Below are 17,997 nucleotides of genomic sequence, written 5' to 3' on the forward strand. Positions count from 1 at the left end.
CCCGGCGGGGCACACGCGTCGGCGCGGCTTACTCCGGGAACAGCCTGATCGGTTCGACGATGTCCACGTAGGCCAGCAGCAGCGTCATGCCGAGCATGAGCGCCACCACGCCGTAGGTCAGCGGGAGCAGCTTGGCCGTGTCGAACGGCCCGGTGGGGCCGCGCCCGCGCCGGTGGTTGATCCGGCGGCGTATCCCCTCGTACAGCGCCACTGCGATGTGACCGCCGTCGAGCGGCAGCAGCGGCACCATGTTGAAGGCGAACAGGAAGAGATTGAGCACGCCCAGCAGCTCCAGGCCGATCTGCGCTTTCTCCACCACGTCGAAAGCGTCGTGGGCGGCGAGTTCGCCGGCGATGCGGCCCACGCCGACCAGCCCCATCGGGCCCTCCGGATCCCGCTCGCGATCGGTCAGGGCCACCTGGCCGATCTCCACCAGCCGCTGGGGCAGGAAGACGATGGCGTGGCCGATCCTGCCCATCGTCTCGGCCACCGTGCCGGGGAACTGCGTGACCGGCATGGGCTGGCGCTCCATCGCCGGGGAGATGCCCAGGAACCCGACGGTCTCGGTCACGTACTCGCCGTCAGGCCCCTCCACCAGAGCGCCGTCCTCGTCGGTGACGTACCGCTCGTTCTCGATGATGGTGACCTGCGCCTGCGCCGCCTGGCCGCCGCGCAGGTAATCGATCGTGACCCGCTCGCCCGCGTGCTCGCGGATGGCCGCGCTGACCGCCTCCCAGTCCGCCGTCTGCTGACCCGCCACCGCGGTGATGGTGTCGCCGGGCTGCAGCCCGGAATCCCAGGCGGGGGCGATCTGGTCACCGGGCTGGCAGTCGTTCAGCTCCTCCTGGCTGCGTTCCGCGGCGACCGGGGCCGGGACGGCGCACTCGTGGATCGTCTGCACCGCGGTCGTCGCGGCCGGGAACCCGATGCCCAGATAGGAGATCGCCAGGATGAGCACGCCCAGGACCAGGTTCGTCAGCGGCCCCCCGGTCATCACCACGAGGCGCTTGGGAACGCTCAGCCGGTAGAACGCCCGGTGTTCCTCCCCCGGTTCCAGCTCGGAGTTGGAGAAATCCCGGGCCTCCTGCATGGAGCGCTCGAAGAGCCTGGCGCGACGGGGCCGGCCGGCCCGCGTGGTCTCCTGCCGCGGCGGGTACATACCCGGCATGGTGACGAAGCCGCCCAGTGGAAGGAGCTTGACGCCGTACTCGGTCTCGCCGCGCCTGCGGGAGAAAAGCGTCGGGCCGAAGCCGATCATGTACCGGGTGACCTTCACCCCGAACCTCTTCGCCGGGACCATGTGCCCGAGTTCGTGCAGGGCGATGGACACGCCGATGCCCACCAGCATCAGCAGTACGCCCAGGGTGTACAGCAGCACCACGGTCACAGCCCGGCTCCTTCGCGGTGTACCAGTCGCAGCAATGCCGGCAGCCAGGCCGGCTCGGGCGGGAGGGCGGCCAGGTCCTGCAGCCGCAGGAGTTCGTGCAGGGTGAAGGCGTGAAGCGGATGCCCGGCCACGGCCACCGGGCGATCCGCCGGGGCGCCGATGGCGGCGGCCGGCTCCAGTCGCGCGTCCCGGGCCAGCGCCCCGAGCGGCAGCGTCTCCTCCGCCGTCCTGAGTTCCAGTCCGTCCAGAGGCGAGGCGAGGTGACGGACAGTACTCCTGGCGCCTGGCATCCGCGCGACGGGAACGGACTGCTCGGCAGCCGGGTGCACGACAGCATCGGCGGCCTCGGCATCAGCCGCGTCGCCGGCAGCGGCAAGGGGGGCAACGCCGGGGTCCGGGGCGGCCAGCACGCCGCCGATGCGCAACGCCGCCAGATCGATCAGGGCAGCCACGGCGGGGCGCAGATCCGCATGCCCGATGACGCTGCCGGGGCCCAGTCCCGCCAGGCGCAGCACGCCCGCGGCGCGAGCCGACCGGTCGAGCACCTCCGACAGGCTGAGTGCCTCGTCGCCGATCGTCAGCAGGTCGTCGGCACGCCCGAGCGCGACCGGGTAGTCCAGGAGCTGGTATGGAAGGTTGAGCGTCCCACTCACCCCGGCGTCCGGCGCCGGGCCGCCGTCGGGGCGGGTGAACCAGTGCAAGCGCATGGCAGGTCCCTCAGTCGACCGAGGACATCACGTCCACGACCCGGTCCAGAAAGGCGTCGACCTGGTCTTCGTCGTAACCACGGCGACCGCGGCGGGACTTGAAGATGACCCTGCGCACCTCGTCGACGCTCATCGCCTCCCCGGCGGTGAAGTAGCGGTTGATGCGGTTGCACAGTTCATCCACCTGGACGATGTCGTAGCCGTACTCGCGGCGGCCCGCGCGTTTGAACCGCTCTCCCTCCGGCCGGGTCAGCCGGCCGCGCAGGGAGGCGGCGGCCCGGGAGAGCTCCTGCATCCAGGCGTCCTTGCCGACCCGCGAGATCATGCGATCACGGGCCTTCTTGGCGAAGGTGTCCTCCAGCCGGTCCAGGGCGGCATCGACGACCGCGACGTGGTAGCCGCCGCGCACCAGGTCGAAGCCCACCGTGCGCACGGCACGGGCGTCCAGGTCCCCGGGCTGTGGCTGGTCCCGGTCGAAGGACTCCTTGGCGCGCTTGAAGAAGCTGTCCACCTGCTCCGGGTCGTAGCCCGTCCGCAATCCGGTCATCCTGGGGAACGTCCGCCCCGACTCCGTTGCCACTGCTGCGTTCACCTCCTGCTCGCTCACTCCGCCGCCGCCAGCTGGCCGCACGCCCCGTCGATCTCCTGACCCCGGGTGTCCCGGAGGGTCGTGGGGATCCCGGCGGCGCGCAGCCGGCGGATGAACTCAGCCTCCACCTCCGGCTCCGAGCAGGTCCAGATGGACCCGGGAGTCGGATTGAGCGGGATCGGGTTGACGTGCACCCATCCGCGGCCACGCTTGTTGAGCTTCTTCGCCAGCAGATCGGCGCGCCAGGCGTGATCGTTCATGTCCTTGATGAGAGCGTACTCGATGCTCACTCGCCGGCCCGTGGTCTGGAAGTACTCATAGGCTGCATCGATGGCCTCGTCGGCTTTCCAGCGGGTATTGACCGGGATCAGCTCGTCACGCAGTTCGTCGTCCGGGGCGTGCAGGGACAGCGCGAAGGTCACCGGGATCTCCTCCTGCGCCAGCTTGCGGATGGCCGGGACGAGACCGACGGTGGAGACGGTGATGTTGCGGGCCGACATGCCCAGGCCCTCCGGAGCCGGAGCGGTGAAGCGGCGCACGGCGGCCATCACGCGCTTGTAATTGGCCAGGGGCTCGCCCATGCCCATGAAGACGATGTTGGTGACCCGTTCCCGGCCGGTACGCTCCCCGGCCCCGCGCGCCGGGGCGGGACCATCGTCCGCCTGCTCGGCCTCGGCGCCCACCCCGGCGAGGGTCTCGTCCTGCGCGGCGGGGGCGTCCAGTTCGCCGGCGGCGATCACCTGATTAGCGCGGACCACCTGCTCGACGATCTCCGCGGTGGACATGTTGCGAGTCAGGCCGGCCTGCCCCGTGGCGCAGAACGGGCAGTTCATCCCGCATCCGCACTGCGAGGAGATGCACAGCGTGATCCGGCCGGGGTAGCGCATCAGCACCGATTCCACGAGCGCCCCGTCGAACAGCCGCCACAGGAACTTGATGGTGTCGCCGTTGCCGGTGGTCAAGCGTTTGACCTCGGTGAGCAGCGGCGGGAAGAAGGCCGCGGCGATGTCATCGCGGTTCGCCTTGGGCAGATCCGTCATGCGGGCCGGATCGGTGGTCCCGTGCGCGAAGTAATGCGTGGACAGCTGGGTCGCGCGGAACGGCGGCAGTCCCAGCTCGGCGGCCTTGGCGCGGCGCTCTTCCATGGTCATGTCCGCCAGATGCGCCGGCGGCTGCGTCACCCGCGGGGAGCGGAAGTTCAGCAGCGGGCGCCCGTCCCGGCTGGGCGTCGCTTTCAGGGTGCCGTCCTCGGCCTCGACGGCGGGCCGCACCTGGCGGGTGCCCGCGGGTACGCCGGAGGGACGGCGGGCCTCGCCTGGCCGGCCGCCGCGGGGGCTGTCTGGGGTGTGCTGCTGGGGTGTCATCGTCATCTATTGTCGCTCATCGGGAGGTCATGGTGCGCCGATGAGACCTGGAAGCACGCTGAACAGTGCCAGCGCGACCGGTGCGGTAGGCAGGATCGAGTCGAGGCGGTCCATGATGCCGCCGTGCCCCGGCAGCAGGGTGCCCATGTCCTTGAGCCCCAGATCGCGTTTGATCATGGACTCGGAGAAGTCCCCGAGGGTGGCGAAGGCGGGGATGACGACGCCCAGCACGACGCCGTACCACCACGGCGCCTGCAGCATCAGCACGCAAAGCAGCACCGCCACGCCGGATCCCACCAGCGCGGAACCGGCGAAGCCCTCCCAGGACTTCTTCGGGGAGATCCGCGGTGCGATGGGATGCTTGCCGAACAGCACCCCGAAGGCGTAGCCGCCGACGTCCGAGGACACCACGGCGGCCAGGAAGAGGATCACCAGGAGGTTCCCGCGCTCCAGCGTGAGGATGTACACGACGAAGCTGGCCATGAGGCCCACGTAGGTGAGGGCGAACAGTCCCAGGGAGACGTCTTTCACCGCGTGCGGCCGGCGTTCGAAGAGCGTCCAGAGCAAGATGGCGCCGGCGCCGATGGCGAACGCCACCCACAGCGCCTCCCGGCCTGCCAGCGCGGTCGCCACGACCATGCAGGCGCCGGCGGTCATGGTGGGGATGCGGGCGACCCGTGCGCCGGAGCGGCTGAGCGCCGTGGAGAGCTCCCACAGCGCGCCGATGACGCCCAGCAGGGCGATCACGTAGAACGCCTCGGGGAGGAAGACGAGAACGGCCAGGATGCTCAGGCCGATGCCCAGCCCGACGCCGATGGCCGCCGGCAGGTTGCGCCCGGCCCGGCCGTAGTCCTTCGCGGCGTCTTTGGCGTCCTCGGGGGCGTCCTCGGTGGTCTTCGTGGCATCAGGGGCGCCGTTCGCGTCACCAGCGTCAGCGGCGGTCGCGACCTCGCCCAGGCTCCCGGCAGCCGCTGGCTCCGGCACCCTGTCCGCACCGGCATCGTCAACGCCGGCTTCCGCAGCGGCCCCTGACGTCCGGGGCTCGTGTTCCGCGGGCACGTCCGTGGTCCCGGCGTCACGCTCGACCGACACTGCGTCCGGAACCCCGGCGGGTGCGGCAGGAGCATCGGGAGCACGGGGCGGCTCAGCTGCGAGCGCGGGTGCGGGTGCGGCAGGAGCCTCAGGAGAAGGAACCTCGCGATTATTCCCCTCGCCACGCTGTTTGCCGACTCCATCCGTCTGACCCGGCCGACCGGCGCGACGGCGCATCCGCCCGCGCCAGCCCGAGCGCTTCTTCTCCTGGGCGCGGAGGTCGCGCCGACGGGGCGGCGGGTCGCTCTGGATGTCCGAGGCTGTCGCACCGGGGGGTTCCGGTGCGCCAGGCGCCTCCGATGCGTCCGGAGTCTCAGGTGCACCCGGCGTCTCCGATGCGTCCGATGCATCGTGGACCTCAGGTGCGCCCTGCGTCTCCAGTGCGCCCTGTGTCTCCAGTGCGCCCAGCGTCTCCTGTGCGTCCGGTGCGTCACGGACCTCCGGCGGGTCCGGTGTCCCCGGTGCGCCAGGTTCCTTCGATGCATCCGCTGCTGCCGGCGCATCGCGGACATCCGGCGCCTGCGCGGGCCGCGGCGGCACGGCCGGCATCGGGGGCAGTCCCCCGCTCTGCGGCTCGTCCGTCGCCGCAGGCCCCGGAGGGCGCTGCGGTGCCGGGCTCGGTTCGGTGGTCAAGCTCAGACCTCGAGCAGTTCCGCTTCCTTGGCGGCGAGCAGGCGGTCGACCTCCTCGACGTGCTTCTTCGTCACGCCTTCCAGCTCCTGCACCGCCCGGCTGACCTCATCCTCGCCGGCCTCGCCGTCCTTCTGGATCTTCTCCAGGGTCTCCTTGGCCTTGCGGCGGATGCTGCGGATAGAGACTTTCGCGTCCTCCGCCTTGCCCTTGACGATCTTGACGTACTCCTTGCGGCGCTCCTCGGTGAGCTCGGGCAGGACCACGCGGATCACATTGCCGTCGTTGGACGGGTTCGCCCCGACATCGGACTTGCGCAGCGTGTCCTCGATGTCGCTCAGGGACGAGCGGTCGTACGGGGTGATGAGGATGGTCCGTGCCTCCGGGGTCTGGAAGGAGGCCAGCTGCTGCAACGGCGTGGGCGTGCCGTAGTAGTCCACGGTCAGGCGGGAGAACAGGGCAGGATTGGCCCGGCCGGTGCGCACCGAGGCGAACTCTTCCTTGGCCACCTCGATGGCCTTGTCCATCTTGACGCCCGCGTCCTTCAGTGTCTCGCTGATCACATCTGCCTCTTTTCCGTGTGGTGTTTGCCGTGGCGGAGTCCGTGAACGGTGGCCGCCGGTGAAGGTGGTGACGCCGCGCTTCAACCGGTGACGCGGGTGCCGATCCGCTCCCCGCGAATGGCCTTCCCCAGATTACCTTCGCCCTCCATGCCGAAGACCACCATGGGGAGCTTGTTGTCCATGCACAGCGAGAAGGCCGTGGCATCCACGACCTTCAGGCCGCGGCGCAGCGCCTCGTCGTAGGTGATGTCGTCGATCTTCTCCGCGTCGGGGTTGGTGCGCGGATCCGAGCTGTACACGCCGTCGACGCCGTTCTTGGCCATGAGGACCTCGTCGGCGTGGATCTCCAGTGCCCGCTGCGCGGCGACCGTGTCGGTGGAGAAGAAGGGCAGGCCGGCGCCGGCGCCGAAGATCACGATGCGTCCCTTCTCCATGTGCCTGATAGCGCGGCGGGGGATATAGCCCTCGGCGACCTGCGGCATCGGGATGGCGGCCTGCACGCGGGTCTCGATGCCCGACTGCTCCAGAAAGTCCTGCAGCGCCAGGCAGTTCATGACGGTGCCGAGCATGCCCATGTAATCCGCGCGGGTGCGCTCCATGCCGCGCTGGGACAGCTCAGCTCCGCGGAAGAAGTTGCCGCCGCCGACGACGATGGCGATCTCCGCCTCGTCGGCGACCTCGCGGATCTGCCGGGCGACATCGGCGACCACATCCGGGTTGACGCCGATGGCGCCGCCACCGAACACCTCGCCGGAGAGCTTGAGCAGCACGCGCCGCTTCTCGCTGCGCAATCCACGGTTGTCCGGTGTCATGGCTCTCTTCCCGCGGCGCACCTGCGTGCTCGCTCCTGCTCGCTCGGCTCGGTGCGGCCGCTTCTCATCGGGGTCTGGTGTGATTCTACTGGTGACGCGCGCGAAGGGCGGCTCCCGGTGCGCGGGAGCCGCCCTTCGAGGCGTTGACGCGGTCAGTTGCCGACGCGGAACCGGACGAAGCCGGTGGCGGTGACGCCGGCCTCGCTCAGCACGGTGCCGACGGACTTCTTGTTGTCCTTGGCGAACGCCTGGTCCAGCAGGGTGTTCTCCTTGAAGAAACCGTTCACCCGGCCCTCCACGATCTTCGGCAGCGCCTGCTCGGGCTTGCCCTCGTTGCGGGCGGTGTCCTCGGCGATACGGCGCTCGTTGGCGACCAGATCGGCGGGGACCTCGTCCCGGTTCAGGTACTTCGGGGCCAGGGCGGCGATGTGCACGGCCACGTCGTGCGCGGTCGTGCTGTCCTCGCCGCTGTAGGCCAGGAGCACGCCGACCTGCGGGGGCAGGTCCTTGTTGGTCCGGTGCAGGTAGGCCTCGACCTTGTCGCCGGTGACCCGGCCGACGCGGCGCAGGGCCACCTTCTCACCCAGGGCGGCGCCGCCCTCGTCGATGTGCTGCTGCACGGTCTTGCCGTCGATCTCCGTCTCCAGCAGCTGCTCGGCGGACTCGGCGCCGGAGCGCACGGCGTAGCCGAGGACGACGTCGGCGAGCTCGATGAACTTATCGGACTTGGCGACGAAGTCGGTCTCCGAGTTGAACTCGATGAGCACGCCGGTGCCGCCGTCCACGTGGGCTGCCACGAGGCCGTCGCTGGTGGCGCGGCCTTCGCGCTTGGTGACACCCTTGAGGCCCTTCACGCGAAGGATCTCGGTGGCCTTGGCCTGGTCGCCGCCGGCCTCCTCCAGCGCCTTCTTGACGTCGAGCATGCCGGCACCGGTCTTTTCACGCAGCGCCTTGATATCGGCCGCGGTGAAGTTAGCCATTCTCTCTCCTTGTGGGGATAACGACGGTCGTCTCGTGGTAGGGCTTCAGGAGTCCTGGCCGGCCTCGGCGGGAGCCTCTGCAGCGGCTTCGGCGGGCGCCTCAGCAGCAGCCTCAGCGTTCTCGGCCGGGGCCTCAGCGGCGGCTTCGGCATTCTCGGCCGGGGCGTCGGCGGCGGCTTCGGTCTTGCCTTCGAGGAGCTCGCGCTCCCACTCGGGCATGGGCTCGACGTCGACTGCGGAGACGTTCTTCTCGCCCTGCTGCTCGCCCTGGCCGTGGCGGACCATGAGACCCTCGGCGACGGCGTCGGCGATCACGCGGGTGAGCAGGGAGACGGAGCGGATGGCGTCGTCGTTGCCCGGGATCGGGTAGGTGACCTCGTCCGGGTCGCAGTTGGTGTCGAGCACGGCGATGACCGGGATGCCCAGCTTGCGCGCCTCGTCGACGGCGAGGTGCTCCTTCTTGGTGTCGACGATCCACACGGCGGACGGGGTCCGCTGCATGTCGCGGATACCGCCGAGGGTCTTCTCCAGCTTCTCCTTCTCACGGCTCAGTAGCAGCAGCTCCTTCTTGGTGTGGCCGGAGCCGGCGACATCGTCGAAGTCGATCTCCTCGAGCTCCTTGAGCCGGCGGAGACGACCGCTGATGGTCTGGAAGTTGGTGAGCATACCGCCCAGCCAGCGCTGGTTGACGTAGGGCTGGCCCACGCGCTTGGCCTGCTCGGCGATGGCCTCCTGGGCCTGCTTCTTGGTGCCGACGAAGAGGATGCTGCCGCCGTGGGCGACGGTTTCCTTGACGAACTCGTAGGCGCGGTCGATGTAGCCCAGCGACTTCTGCAGGTCGATGATGTAGATGCCGTTGCGCTCGGTGAAGATGTAGCGCTTCATCTTCGGGTTCCAGCGGCGGGTCTGGTGCCCGAAGTGGACGCCGCTGTCGAGCAGCTGGCGGATAGTGACGACGGCCATGCCGACGCTCCTTCCGCGCGCAGGGCCTCGTTCCGAGGTGTTCCGGCGCGCAATCGGGCAGGCGGCACAGTCGGTGCGCCTGCGTTCTTACGGTTAGGGTCCTGGCATTCCAGCCGCGTGACCCGACGCCGTGCTCATGGTGAGCCCGGCGCACCGGTGGGGCGCGGCGGTGGTGTCAGCCCACGGCCTGCTCCCGCGAGGTCGCGTACCGTGAGGTGACGAGGAATGCGCGTAGTCGGAGCGGGTGCTCGCGCACACGTCCGCTGGGCATATCGTAGTCTGCCGCGCCAGGCCAGCGCAAAAGCCGGGAGCCGGCCAGGGCGATGCCATGTCGATCCCCGTGCAACCCGCCGGCGCGGCGGACCGGGATCCCTCGGCGGGTCAGCGGCCCGGCCGGCGTCCGGCTCCGGGGACTCAGCCGGGCGTCAGGTCCGTGGAGAACTCCCAGCCCTGACTGGAGAAGGCCAGGGTCTCACCGCCAACAGCGCAGGTCACCCCGGTCTCCTCGACCCCGCAGGCGACGCCGGCGGCCTCCAGCACTTCACCGTAGGGCAGCACGGGGATCTCATAGCCCAGATCGCGGAAGCCGGTGCTCACGAGCCCGCCGATCGAAATCACCTGCCCGCCATCACGGGTGAGGACGAGGACGAAGGCGGCATGGTCGCTCTCGGCAAGCACAGGCGGCAGCTCGACGTGATCATCGATGCCGGGATAGCAGACGACGCCGGGGCCTTCCAGCTCCTCCGCGCTCATGGGAGCCGCCTCGCTGAGATGGCACCAGTGCCGGCCGGAGGGGGTTTCGAACTCCCAGGCCGGGCCGAGGAGGTCCGCGTGCGCAGACTCGTGAAACGGGACGGCGAACTCGTCGGCGTTCGCGCGCGGCCCGTCCAGGGGTCCCTCCCGCGCATCCAAAGGCCCTGACACCGCACCCGGCGTCTCCGGCGGTCCTGCAAGCTCCGGGGCAACCGAACCGGCGACCGCCTCGGCCTCACTCCCCGCCGCGCCTTGCTCCGGCGCATCCCGCCACCCGCAGGCGGACAGGACAAGCATCCCGGCTGCCACCAGCGCCGTCAGACGAGACGTCCTCATCATGTCCACCCTCCGTTTCGGCGTCATCGCGCCGGACCTGCAGGCCCTGCGCCCGGCCGGCGCCAGGACCGGTCACGCGGCGCTCCACTCGTCCACGCCAGCCTAGAGGCGGACGCGTCGCGCATGACTATCCATGACTATCCCACGCGTAAACGGCCAGTGAACACCCACCACGTGCAGTCCCGAGGGCACAGGACCGCTGTCCCGATGCCACGCCGCGTCACAGCGAGCCGCGGCCGGCCAGGCGGATCCACAGGACGAGACTCCCGCCTTCCGCGCCGGGCCGCGGGTTGCTGAGCTGAGCGCATGACCGTTCTGCCCTTCCATTCGAGATCGTCTCTTTCCCTCCGTTCGAGATCGTCCTGCTCGCACCTGCGGATACATAGCGCCGGCCGTTCCGCGGCGCGTGCCCGGGAGCCGGCGTCCGGCGCCGTCCCGGTCGCGCCAGGGCGCCACAGCAGTGGCAGACGTGCGCGGCTGCTGGGGTCGCTGCGCCTCCTGCTGTTGAGCCTCACCGCTCCCGTCTGGCTCGGGTGCCCGGCAGCAGCGGCGCCCGTGGGCGCGCCCGTTCACGAGCACGCCCGCGGCCATCACTCCGCAGCCGGCGGGGATCACCGCGTCGGCGGCGGTGAGGAGGCTTCCGTCGCCATGACCAGCTGGGCGGCGCTGCCGGCTGTGAACGCCGCGCCCGGCACGGTTCCCGGAACGGACGCCGATGCAGGCTGGCGGCATCCGCTCCCGGGGTCCGCCGTGATCCGCGGATTCGAACCGCCACCGGAAGAGTGGTTAGCGGGGCATCGGGGCGTCGATCTGGAAGCGCGTCCCGGGACGGAGGTCTTTGCTCCCGCGGCCGGGACGGTTCATTTCTCCGGGATGGTCGCCGGCCGGCCGGTGCTCACGTTGCGGGTCGGCTCGCGTCTGTCTTCTTTCGAGCCGCTGGAATCACCGCTCCGCGCTGGGGAGCACGTCGAAGCGAGCACGGTACTGGGCACTCTCGCGGCAGAGCCCCGGCACTGCCCGGACACCTCGTGCGTGCACTGGGGTGTGCGGGAGAACGGCACCTACGTCGACCCGATGGGTCTGCTGGCCGTATCCCGCTCTCCCATCCTGCTTCCGCAAGCCGAGCGTCCTGAGCCGCTGCCGGAGCGCCCCTCCGGCAGCGGCGCGGGCCCCTGGGGAGGCCATGAGAACGGGCGCATTCCGGCGGTCGCCCTGTGCCCCATCGGCCACGCGCCCCACCACCTGCTGCGCTGTGACGCCGCGCGCGGGTTCGAGGCGCTCAACCGGAGTTTCCAGGCCGCCTTCGGCCAGCCGATCGCGGTGACCGACGCCTACCGCGACTACGCGTCCCAGGTGCGGCTGAAAAGGGAGAAGGGCCGGATGGCGGCGACTCCGGGCACCTCGAATCACGGCTGGGGCCTGGCGGTGGATCTGGGCGGCGGCATCAACCGCTTCGGCACCCGCGAACACGAATGGATGCGCACCCATGCTCCGGCGCATGGCTGGATTCATCCGCCGTGGGCTCAGGCCGGCGGCTCGCTGCCCGAGCCGTGGCATTGGGAATGGGCGGGCTGAATGCCGTGTTGCCCGGAGGAGAGGACAAGACCGTCATACGGCGGCGCACTCGACACAAGGAGAGTCATGAGCACCATCGCCATCATCGGCGCCCACGGGAACATCGCCCGCCAGCTGACCCGCCGGCTCAGCGAGGCCGGCGACCGGGTACTGGGAGTCATCCGGGATCCCGGGCACTCCGACGACATCCGCTCGGACGGCGGTACCCCGGTGCTGCACGACCTGGAGGCGGAGGATTCCGAGGCACTGGCCGCGAAGATCGGTGACGCCGACGCGCTGGTCTTTGCTGCCGGCGCCGGCCCCGGATCGGGTGTGGCCCGGAAGCAGACAGTGGATCTGGGCGGCTCCCTGCAGAGCATCGACGCGGCCAAGCGTGCCGGAATCACCCGGTTCGTGCAGATCTCCTTCATCGGCGCTCAGGATCCGGTGCCACAGGGCACCGACGAGGTCTTCGCGGCCTACTGGGAGGCCAAGCGCGCCGCCGACGAGGCGCTGCGCGACTCGGGCCTGGACTGGACCATCGTCAAACCCGGCGGGCTCACAGACGATCCGGGTACCTCGCGTGGGACCGTCGCGCTCTCCGGCACGGACCTGAACCGGGGAGTGAAGACGCGTCGCGCCGATGTGGCCGAGTTCATCCAGGTCGTGCTGACCGAGGACGCCAGTATCGGTAAGGACCTCGATCTCGCCGAGGGCGACCGTCCACTCGCTGAGGCGCTGTCCGTGGCACTGCGCGGCTAACCAGCCGGATCTACTCGAGGAGTCCGGTGGATCCGGTCCGCCCGAGCCTCGCGCCGGACGGCGCACACCCGTCCGCGCCCTCGATCCCTGGGAGCTGTGACGACGTCACACTCACCAGGCCTCCAGTGAGAAGCCACCGCCCGCCTGCACTCCCCGGACCGGCGCGGTGAGATCTCAGTCGGCCAGTTCGTCGAGCGCCGGGACGATGGAGTCCTTCAGCCACTCCAGTGCTGCGGGAGCCGGCGAGTTGATCGCGGTGGCGAAGGCGAGGTCCGCGTAGTAGACGGTGCCGTTGCGGACCGCGGGCAAGTCCTGGAACAGCGGGTCCTGATCGATGCGCTCGCGAAGTTCCGGCGTCGGTGCCCACACCGCCAGGAAGTCCGCGTCCAGTTCCCCGATCCGCTCGAATGAGAGCGGATCGGTGTTCATCGTATTGTCCTGGTTGCCGGCGGGGCGCATGCCGAACAGATCGAACACGGAAGCATTGCCGAAGGCGAACGCGTCCGGGTCCACGCGGATCCACTGGTAGGTCTTGCCGCCGATGCCCGGGATCTGTTCGCCCGCGGCAGCGAACTGCTCCTCGATGTCCGCGATGATGCGCTCGGCCTCTTCGGCCTGGTCGACCGCCTCGGCCACAGCCCGCAGCCGCACGTCCCAGTCCACATTGCCGTCCTGCGAATCCGGCGTCACGGTGGGCGCGATGGCGCTCAGCTGCTGGTACACGGCATCGTCCGCAACCTGGTAGGTCTGCGCGACGATCAGATCCGGCTCAACCGCCGCGATGGCTTCGACGTTCAGGTCACCTCCGGCAGTATGGAAATCGTCGTGCGCGATGTCCTCGATCTCATCCGCGATCCACGGTGCCTCTTCACTCAAGGTGGCCGGATCCGCCGCCACTGCCACCGGTTCCATGCCGAGGGCGAGCAGCTCGTCGGCGTTCGTCGGACTCAGCGCCACGACCCGGTCCGGGGCTTCCTCAATCGTCACCGGCCCCTTGCCGGTCTGAACCGTCCTGGGAAACGCGCCGTCCGCCCCGTCGCCGGACCGCTCACCCGAAGATTCGGAACCGGAGGCCCCGCCACCGGGGGCACAGGCGCTCAGCATCACAGCGACGACGGCGGCAGAAGCCAGCACGCCGGCGAGTCTGGACGTCCGGGGCGTACGGGATGGCAGCAAGGTCACAGAGGGCTCCTTCACGGCAGCTCAGCAATGAGCTCGACTCATCAGTGAGGTTAGCCTAGCCCACTTTCGTTGGACCGCCGCGCTCAGAGCCGCCCGGCCCCCAGGCATCGCCACTTTCCGGTCTCCCCAGGCCCCATCAGGGCGTGGCCGCGCGTCCACTCGAGCGGAGCCCGGCCACGCGGCGCACCGCATCTCCGGCGAGATCCCGGATGCCCGTCCAGTCCCCGGCGGAGATCGCTGCGGCCGGGACCATCCACGACCCACCCACGGCGCGCACCGAGTCCAGCCCAAGGTAGTCCGCCAGATTGCCCGGCCCCACGCCCCCGGTGGGCACGAACGACACCCCGGGGAACGGAGCTGAGAGCGCTTTGATCGCCGCCACTCCCCCGGAGGCCTCGGCGGGGAAGAACTTGACCGTGTCCAGACCGAGCTCCAGGGCGGCCTGGATCTCCGTGGCCGTGACGGCACCCGGCAGTACCGGGAGGCCATGCTCCCGGCACCGTTCGACGACGGCGCGGGAGGTACCCGGGGAAACGACGAAGCGCGCACCCGCCGCCGCAGCCGCGTCCACCTGGGCGGGGGTTACGACGGTGCCCGCGCCCACCAGGACATCACCGCGCCCCGCGACAGCGGCGATGGCCGCCTCGGCCGCCGGAGTGCGGAAGGTGATCTCCGCGACCGGAAGACCACCCTCAGCCAGCGCCCCGGCCAGGGCGGCGGCCTGCGCGGCCGAATCGACGGCGACGACCGGGACGACGCCGTGCGCGGCGAGGGAATCGAGAACCTCAGACATCATCGGCCTTTCGGTGGAGTTCCATTCCGGGCGGAAATGATCATATCATTGCGGCAGGCGGTGCTGCCGTGGGCGGCCTCGCCACCCGAGCACCGACCCCAAGGAAGCGACGGCCGATGATCATCCTCGCGCTCGAAGCGAGCACCACGTCAGCGAAGACGATGCTCTTCGACACGGACAGCCAGGAAACGCAGGTGCGTACCCGGCGGTTCGAGATCGCGAGCGCAGACCCCGCGGTCCGGGACGGGGACAGCCTGTTCACCCAGCTCATGGCGCTTGGTCGCGAGGCCGCCGCCGGGCGCGCGGTCGACCTCATCGCGCTCTCCGGCACCTATCACGGCCTCACGCTGCGCCGGCCCGACCTCTCCGCGCTGACGCCGGTGCAGGAGTGGCCCCACACGGGGGCGCAGGATCTCTGTGCCCGGCTCCGCGAGGACGAGGCCTTCACCGCCTGGTTCTATAAGCGCACCGGGTGCATGGTCAACGCCATCTACCCGGCGTTCAAGCTGATGCTGCTCAAAGAACAGGGCGTCCCGCTGGAGGGAGCACTCGTCCTGGACCAGAACAGCCTGAACTTCGCCCGGATGACTGGGCGGACCTGGACCAGCCCCGCCCAGGCTTCCGGAACCGGCCTGCTGAGCACCAGCTCCGGCGACTGGGACGCGGAGATCGTCGAGCGACTGGGGCTCCAGGGGGTCGTGCTGCCGGAGCTCCATGCCAGCACCGACACCGCACCGCTCACTGCCGAGGCCGCCACCCTGCTGGGCCTTCGCCCCGGAACACCGGTCCTCCTGCCCGGGCCCGATGGCGGCTTGAGCCAGGTCGGCGACGGCGCGAGCCAGCCCGGGGACATGACGTTCTCGATGGGCACCTCCGGGGCGCTGCGGTTCGCCGCCTCCGCGCCGGTCCTCTCCCCCAGGCTGAGCACCTGGGCGTACCGCTCTCCCGTCGGATGGCTCTCGGGTGCGGCCACATCGGGATGCACCAACTGCGTCGACTGGGCCAAGGACCGGCTGTTCGGCGCCGCCACGAGCTTCGAGGAGATCGAACCGCTGCTGAGCACCGCGAAGCGGGACCTGCCGCTGTTCATGCCGTTCCTCTTCGGCGAGCGGTGCCCCGGCTGGCAGGATCAGCGCCGCGGCGGCTTCCTGGAGCTCCAGCCGCGCCATTCCCGCGCCGATATGTACCAGGCGGTGCTGCACGGGGTGGTGTTCGGCCTGTACCACTGCTACCGCGAGCTGATCGCGGTGGGCGGCACGCCCCGGCGCATCCTGCTCTCCGGCGGCGTGCTCTCATCCCCCTTCTGGACGCAGCTGACCGCCGATGTCTTCGGCACGGAGATGGAGATCTCCTCCCTGCAGCACAGCTCTCTCGTGGGCGCCGTGCGGATGGCGCTGCTTTCTGCCGGACTCGATGACGACCAGCCGGCCTTCCGCGAAGCCGGGGGGCGCCGGCGGGTGATCCCGGACATGGAACGGCACGCCTACTACGAGGGCGAGTTCCGCCGATACCTGGACGGCTACGCGCGCACCAACCCCAAGGAGCTCCCGGCGTGAGAATCCTCGTCACCTCCACATCCCTGTGCCGCACGCCAGAGGCCCCGGCCCTCCAGCGACTCCGCGCGGCCGGGCACGAGGTCGTGCTGAGCACTGCCGGCCGCCCGCTCGACGGCGAGGAGCTGATCCGGGCCCTGCGGGACGTCGACGGCGTCATCGCGGGAGTCGACTCCTACACCAGGGAGGTCATCGAGGCCTCCGGTTCCCTGCGGGTCATCTCCCGCTACGGCGTGGGCACCGACAAGATCGACCTGGCGGCCGCCCGCGAGCGCCAGGTGGCCGTCACCGTGACGCCGGGAGCCAACGCCACCGCCGTCGCGGAACTGGCGATCGGCCTCGCCTTCGCCGTCGCCCGCGGTATCCCGCAACTGGACGCCCAGGTGCGCGCCGGGGGCTGGCCGCGCGGGCAGGGCGTGGAGCTGTCCGGGCGCCGGCTGGGCGTGATCGGCCTGGGCGCCATCGGCAGGAAGGTGGCGGCGATGGGCGCCGGGCTGGGCATGACCGTGCACGGCAGCGACCCGAACGTGCCGCAGCAGACGCTGCGGGCGGCCGGCATCGTCCCCGGGGACCTGGACGAGGTGGTCGCGGCCGCCGATGTGCTGAGCCTGCACATCCCGCTCACCCCGCAGACCCGGCACCTCATCGGCGCCGGAAGAATCAAGGCGATGCCCGCCGGCGCGATCATCGTCAACACTGCCCGCGGCGGCCTCATCGACGAGGACGCCGCACTCGCGGCACTCGACTCGGGTCGGCTGCACGGGATCGGGCTGGACGCCTACGAAGTCGAGCCGCCGGTGGATTCCCCGCTCGTCGGGCACCCGCGCGTGGTGTCCACGCCGCACAGCGGCGCGCACACCGCCGAGGCGGTGGAACGGATGGCCGAGGGCGCCGTGACGAATCTGCTGCAGGTGCTCGCCGGCGAGGACTGCCCGAACCTGGTCACGGGCGGCTGAGGCGCGCCGCGCCTCAGCCGCCCGGACGTCCGCCCCCGTCAGGCAGGAGCCGAGCGCCTCTGCCGCCGGCGTCTACTGTTCCGCCCGGACCTCCGCGAGGATCGTCTCGACGTAGCCGCGGACGTGCCGTTCGGCGCCGTCCGCGTCGCCGCGCACGATCGCGGTCGCCGCCTCGACGTGGTTGTGTAGCGCGCCATGCAGGGGGTGCGCCGGGGTGAGACCGGCGTTGTGACGTCCGGTGATGACCTCGGCGATGGGCTGCTTGATCGCGGTCAGCATCAGGTTGCCGCCAGCTTCCAGGATGCGGTCATGGAAGGCGATGTCAGCGCTGAGATATTCCTCGCTGTCGCCTTTGCCCGCATCGCCGAGCTGCTTGAGCAGCCCCGCCAGCCGGCCGATCTCCGCACGTTCCAGCTCCGAGGCGCGCTGCGCCGCCAGCCGGGCGGCGACCGGTTCGATGGCCAGCCGCAGCTCGGTCAAGGCGACGATCTGCTGCGGGCGGGTGCTCCCGCTCAGCCGCCAGCGGATCAGGACGGGATCGAGCACGCTCCAGCGGCTCATCGGCGTGATCGTGACGCCGATGCGGCGGCGGGACTCGATCATCCCCTTGGCTTCGAGCACCCTCACGGCCTCGCGGATGACGGTACGGGAGACGCCGTACTCCTCCTCCAGACCGGCCAGGGTGAGCACCGTGCCCGGCGCCAGTACGCCGTCGGCGATCCGCAAACCCAGATCGTCCAGCACCGAGCCGTGGGAGGCGCGAGTGGGGGCGCTGCTGCGGGATGCGTGCGGCACTGGACCTGCTTTCCTTGGTCGGAGGGACACCCGCGGGCACTGCGCGGGCGCGGCGTCTTCACCACAGCGTAGGGCATGGGCACACCGGCCTCCCTCCACAGATGTGACTACTTCTTGCAATAAGTACGATCATTGTGGCAAGCTCCAGCGGTAAGGCCGCACGGCCGGGCACACGCACGATCCCGCAGGGGCACGCGCATGCACGGCGGAGCGGCCGCGCGACCCA

The 17,997-nt window shown here is 70.3% G+C and carries 17 protein-coding genes; 4 read left to right on the forward strand and 13 right to left on the reverse strand.

Going from position 1 to position 17,997, the window contains the following annotated elements; translation table 11 throughout:
* Positions 1-28: 28 nt before the first annotated feature.
* The 10 genes from IEW13_RS15545 to IEW13_RS15590 all read right to left on the reverse strand — a co-directional run bounded on the left by IEW13_RS15545 (position 29) and on the right by IEW13_RS15590 (position 10,179).
* Positions 29-1,387, reverse strand: a complete 1,359-nt coding sequence (locus tag IEW13_RS15545; RefSeq protein ID WP_229745235.1) for a M50 family metallopeptidase — start codon at positions 1,385-1,387, stop codon at positions 29-31.
* Positions 1,384-2,094, reverse strand: a complete 711-nt coding sequence (locus IEW13_RS15550; protein WP_188551852.1) for a hypothetical protein — start codon at positions 2,092-2,094, stop codon at positions 1,384-1,386. Before IEW13_RS15550 ends, IEW13_RS15545 begins: the two co-directional genes overlap by 4 nt.
* A gap of 10 nt (positions 2,095-2,104) precedes the next feature.
* Positions 2,105-2,674 carry a DivIVA domain-containing protein gene (locus IEW13_RS15555; RefSeq protein WP_229745236.1) on the reverse strand — a complete coding sequence of 190 codons (570 nt, stop codon included), beginning with the start codon at positions 2,672-2,674 and terminating at the stop codon, positions 2,105-2,107.
* 23 nt (positions 2,675-2,697) lie between these two features.
* Positions 2,698-4,053, reverse strand: coding sequence for a 23S rRNA (adenine(2503)-C(2))-methyltransferase RlmN (gene rlmN, locus IEW13_RS15560; RefSeq protein ID WP_229745237.1), 1,356 nt, complete (start codon positions 4,051-4,053; stop codon positions 2,698-2,700).
* 21 nt (positions 4,054-4,074) lie between these two features.
* Complete coding sequence (locus IEW13_RS15565) at positions 4,075-5,139, reverse strand: phosphatidate cytidylyltransferase (protein WP_229745238.1); 1,065 nt, start codon at positions 5,137-5,139, stop codon at positions 4,075-4,077.
* Positions 5,140-5,774: 635 nt separating this feature from the next.
* Positions 5,775-6,332 carry a ribosome recycling factor gene (gene frr, locus IEW13_RS15570; protein ID WP_188551853.1) on the reverse strand — a complete coding sequence of 186 codons (558 nt, stop codon included), beginning with the start codon at positions 6,330-6,332 and terminating at the stop codon, positions 5,775-5,777.
* Between the two features lie 80 nt (positions 6,333-6,412).
* Positions 6,413-7,144 (reverse strand): UMP kinase, encoded by a 732-nt coding sequence (pyrH, locus tag IEW13_RS15575; protein ID WP_188551854.1) that lies wholly within the window; start codon positions 7,142-7,144, stop codon positions 6,413-6,415.
* A gap of 152 nt (positions 7,145-7,296) precedes the next feature.
* Positions 7,297-8,124, reverse strand: a complete 828-nt coding sequence (gene tsf / locus IEW13_RS15580; protein WP_188551855.1) for a translation elongation factor Ts — start codon at positions 8,122-8,124, stop codon at positions 7,297-7,299.
* 45 nt (positions 8,125-8,169) lie between these two features.
* Positions 8,170-9,087 (reverse strand): 30S ribosomal protein S2, encoded by a 918-nt coding sequence (gene rpsB, locus IEW13_RS15585; protein WP_188551856.1) that lies wholly within the window; start codon positions 9,085-9,087, stop codon positions 8,170-8,172.
* Between the two features lie 414 nt (positions 9,088-9,501).
* Positions 9,502-10,179, reverse strand: coding sequence for a hypothetical protein (locus IEW13_RS15590; protein ID WP_188551857.1), 678 nt, complete (start codon positions 10,177-10,179; stop codon positions 9,502-9,504).
* A 645-nt stretch (positions 10,180-10,824) separates the two neighbouring features.
* Between IEW13_RS15590 and IEW13_RS15595 the strand changes: the two genes are divergently transcribed.
* Together IEW13_RS15595 and IEW13_RS15600 are read left to right on the forward strand one after the other, a co-directional pair.
* The gene (locus IEW13_RS15595; protein ID WP_188551858.1) at positions 10,825-11,751 is read left to right on the forward strand and encodes a D-alanyl-D-alanine carboxypeptidase family protein; all 927 of its coding nucleotides are present in this window, start codon (positions 10,825-10,827) and stop codon (positions 11,749-11,751) included.
* Positions 11,752-11,817: 66 nt separating this feature from the next.
* The gene (locus IEW13_RS15600; protein ID WP_188551859.1) at positions 11,818-12,492 is read left to right on the forward strand and encodes an SDR family oxidoreductase; all 675 of its coding nucleotides are present in this window, start codon (positions 11,818-11,820) and stop codon (positions 12,490-12,492) included.
* 174 nt (positions 12,493-12,666) lie between these two features.
* Here the strand turns inward: IEW13_RS15600 and IEW13_RS15605 are convergent, their stop codons facing one another.
* Positions 12,667-13,626: an ABC transporter substrate-binding protein gene (locus IEW13_RS15605; RefSeq protein WP_229745239.1), complete on the reverse strand. Its 960-nt coding sequence runs from the start codon at positions 13,624-13,626 to the stop codon at positions 12,667-12,669.
* 184 nt (positions 13,627-13,810) lie between these two features.
* The gene (gene eda, locus IEW13_RS15610) at positions 13,811-14,467 is read right to left on the reverse strand and encodes a bifunctional 4-hydroxy-2-oxoglutarate aldolase/2-dehydro-3-deoxy-phosphogluconate aldolase (protein ID WP_229745240.1); all 657 of its coding nucleotides are present in this window, start codon (positions 14,465-14,467) and stop codon (positions 13,811-13,813) included.
* A gap of 116 nt (positions 14,468-14,583) precedes the next feature.
* Between eda and IEW13_RS15615 the strand changes: the two genes are divergently transcribed.
* The gene (locus IEW13_RS15615; RefSeq protein ID WP_188551861.1) at positions 14,584-16,023 is read left to right on the forward strand and encodes a gluconokinase; all 1,440 of its coding nucleotides are present in this window, start codon (positions 14,584-14,586) and stop codon (positions 16,021-16,023) included.
* On the forward strand, positions 16,020-16,976 hold the full coding sequence (locus IEW13_RS15620; RefSeq protein ID WP_188551862.1) for a phosphoglycerate dehydrogenase: 957 nt from the start codon (positions 16,020-16,022) through the stop codon (positions 16,974-16,976). The genes IEW13_RS15615 and IEW13_RS15620 overlap by 4 nt, the downstream gene beginning before the upstream one ends.
* Positions 16,977-17,048: 72 nt before the next feature.
* Here the strand turns inward: IEW13_RS15620 and IEW13_RS15625 are convergent, their stop codons facing one another.
* The gene (locus tag IEW13_RS15625; protein WP_188551863.1) at positions 17,049-17,771 is read right to left on the reverse strand and encodes a FadR/GntR family transcriptional regulator; all 723 of its coding nucleotides are present in this window, start codon (positions 17,769-17,771) and stop codon (positions 17,049-17,051) included.
* Positions 17,772-17,997 lie beyond the last annotated feature (226 nt).

This window comes from Sediminivirga luteola (genome assembly GCF_014639315.1).
Lineage (GTDB): Bacteria > Actinomycetota > Actinomycetes > Actinomycetales > Brevibacteriaceae > Sediminivirga > Sediminivirga luteola.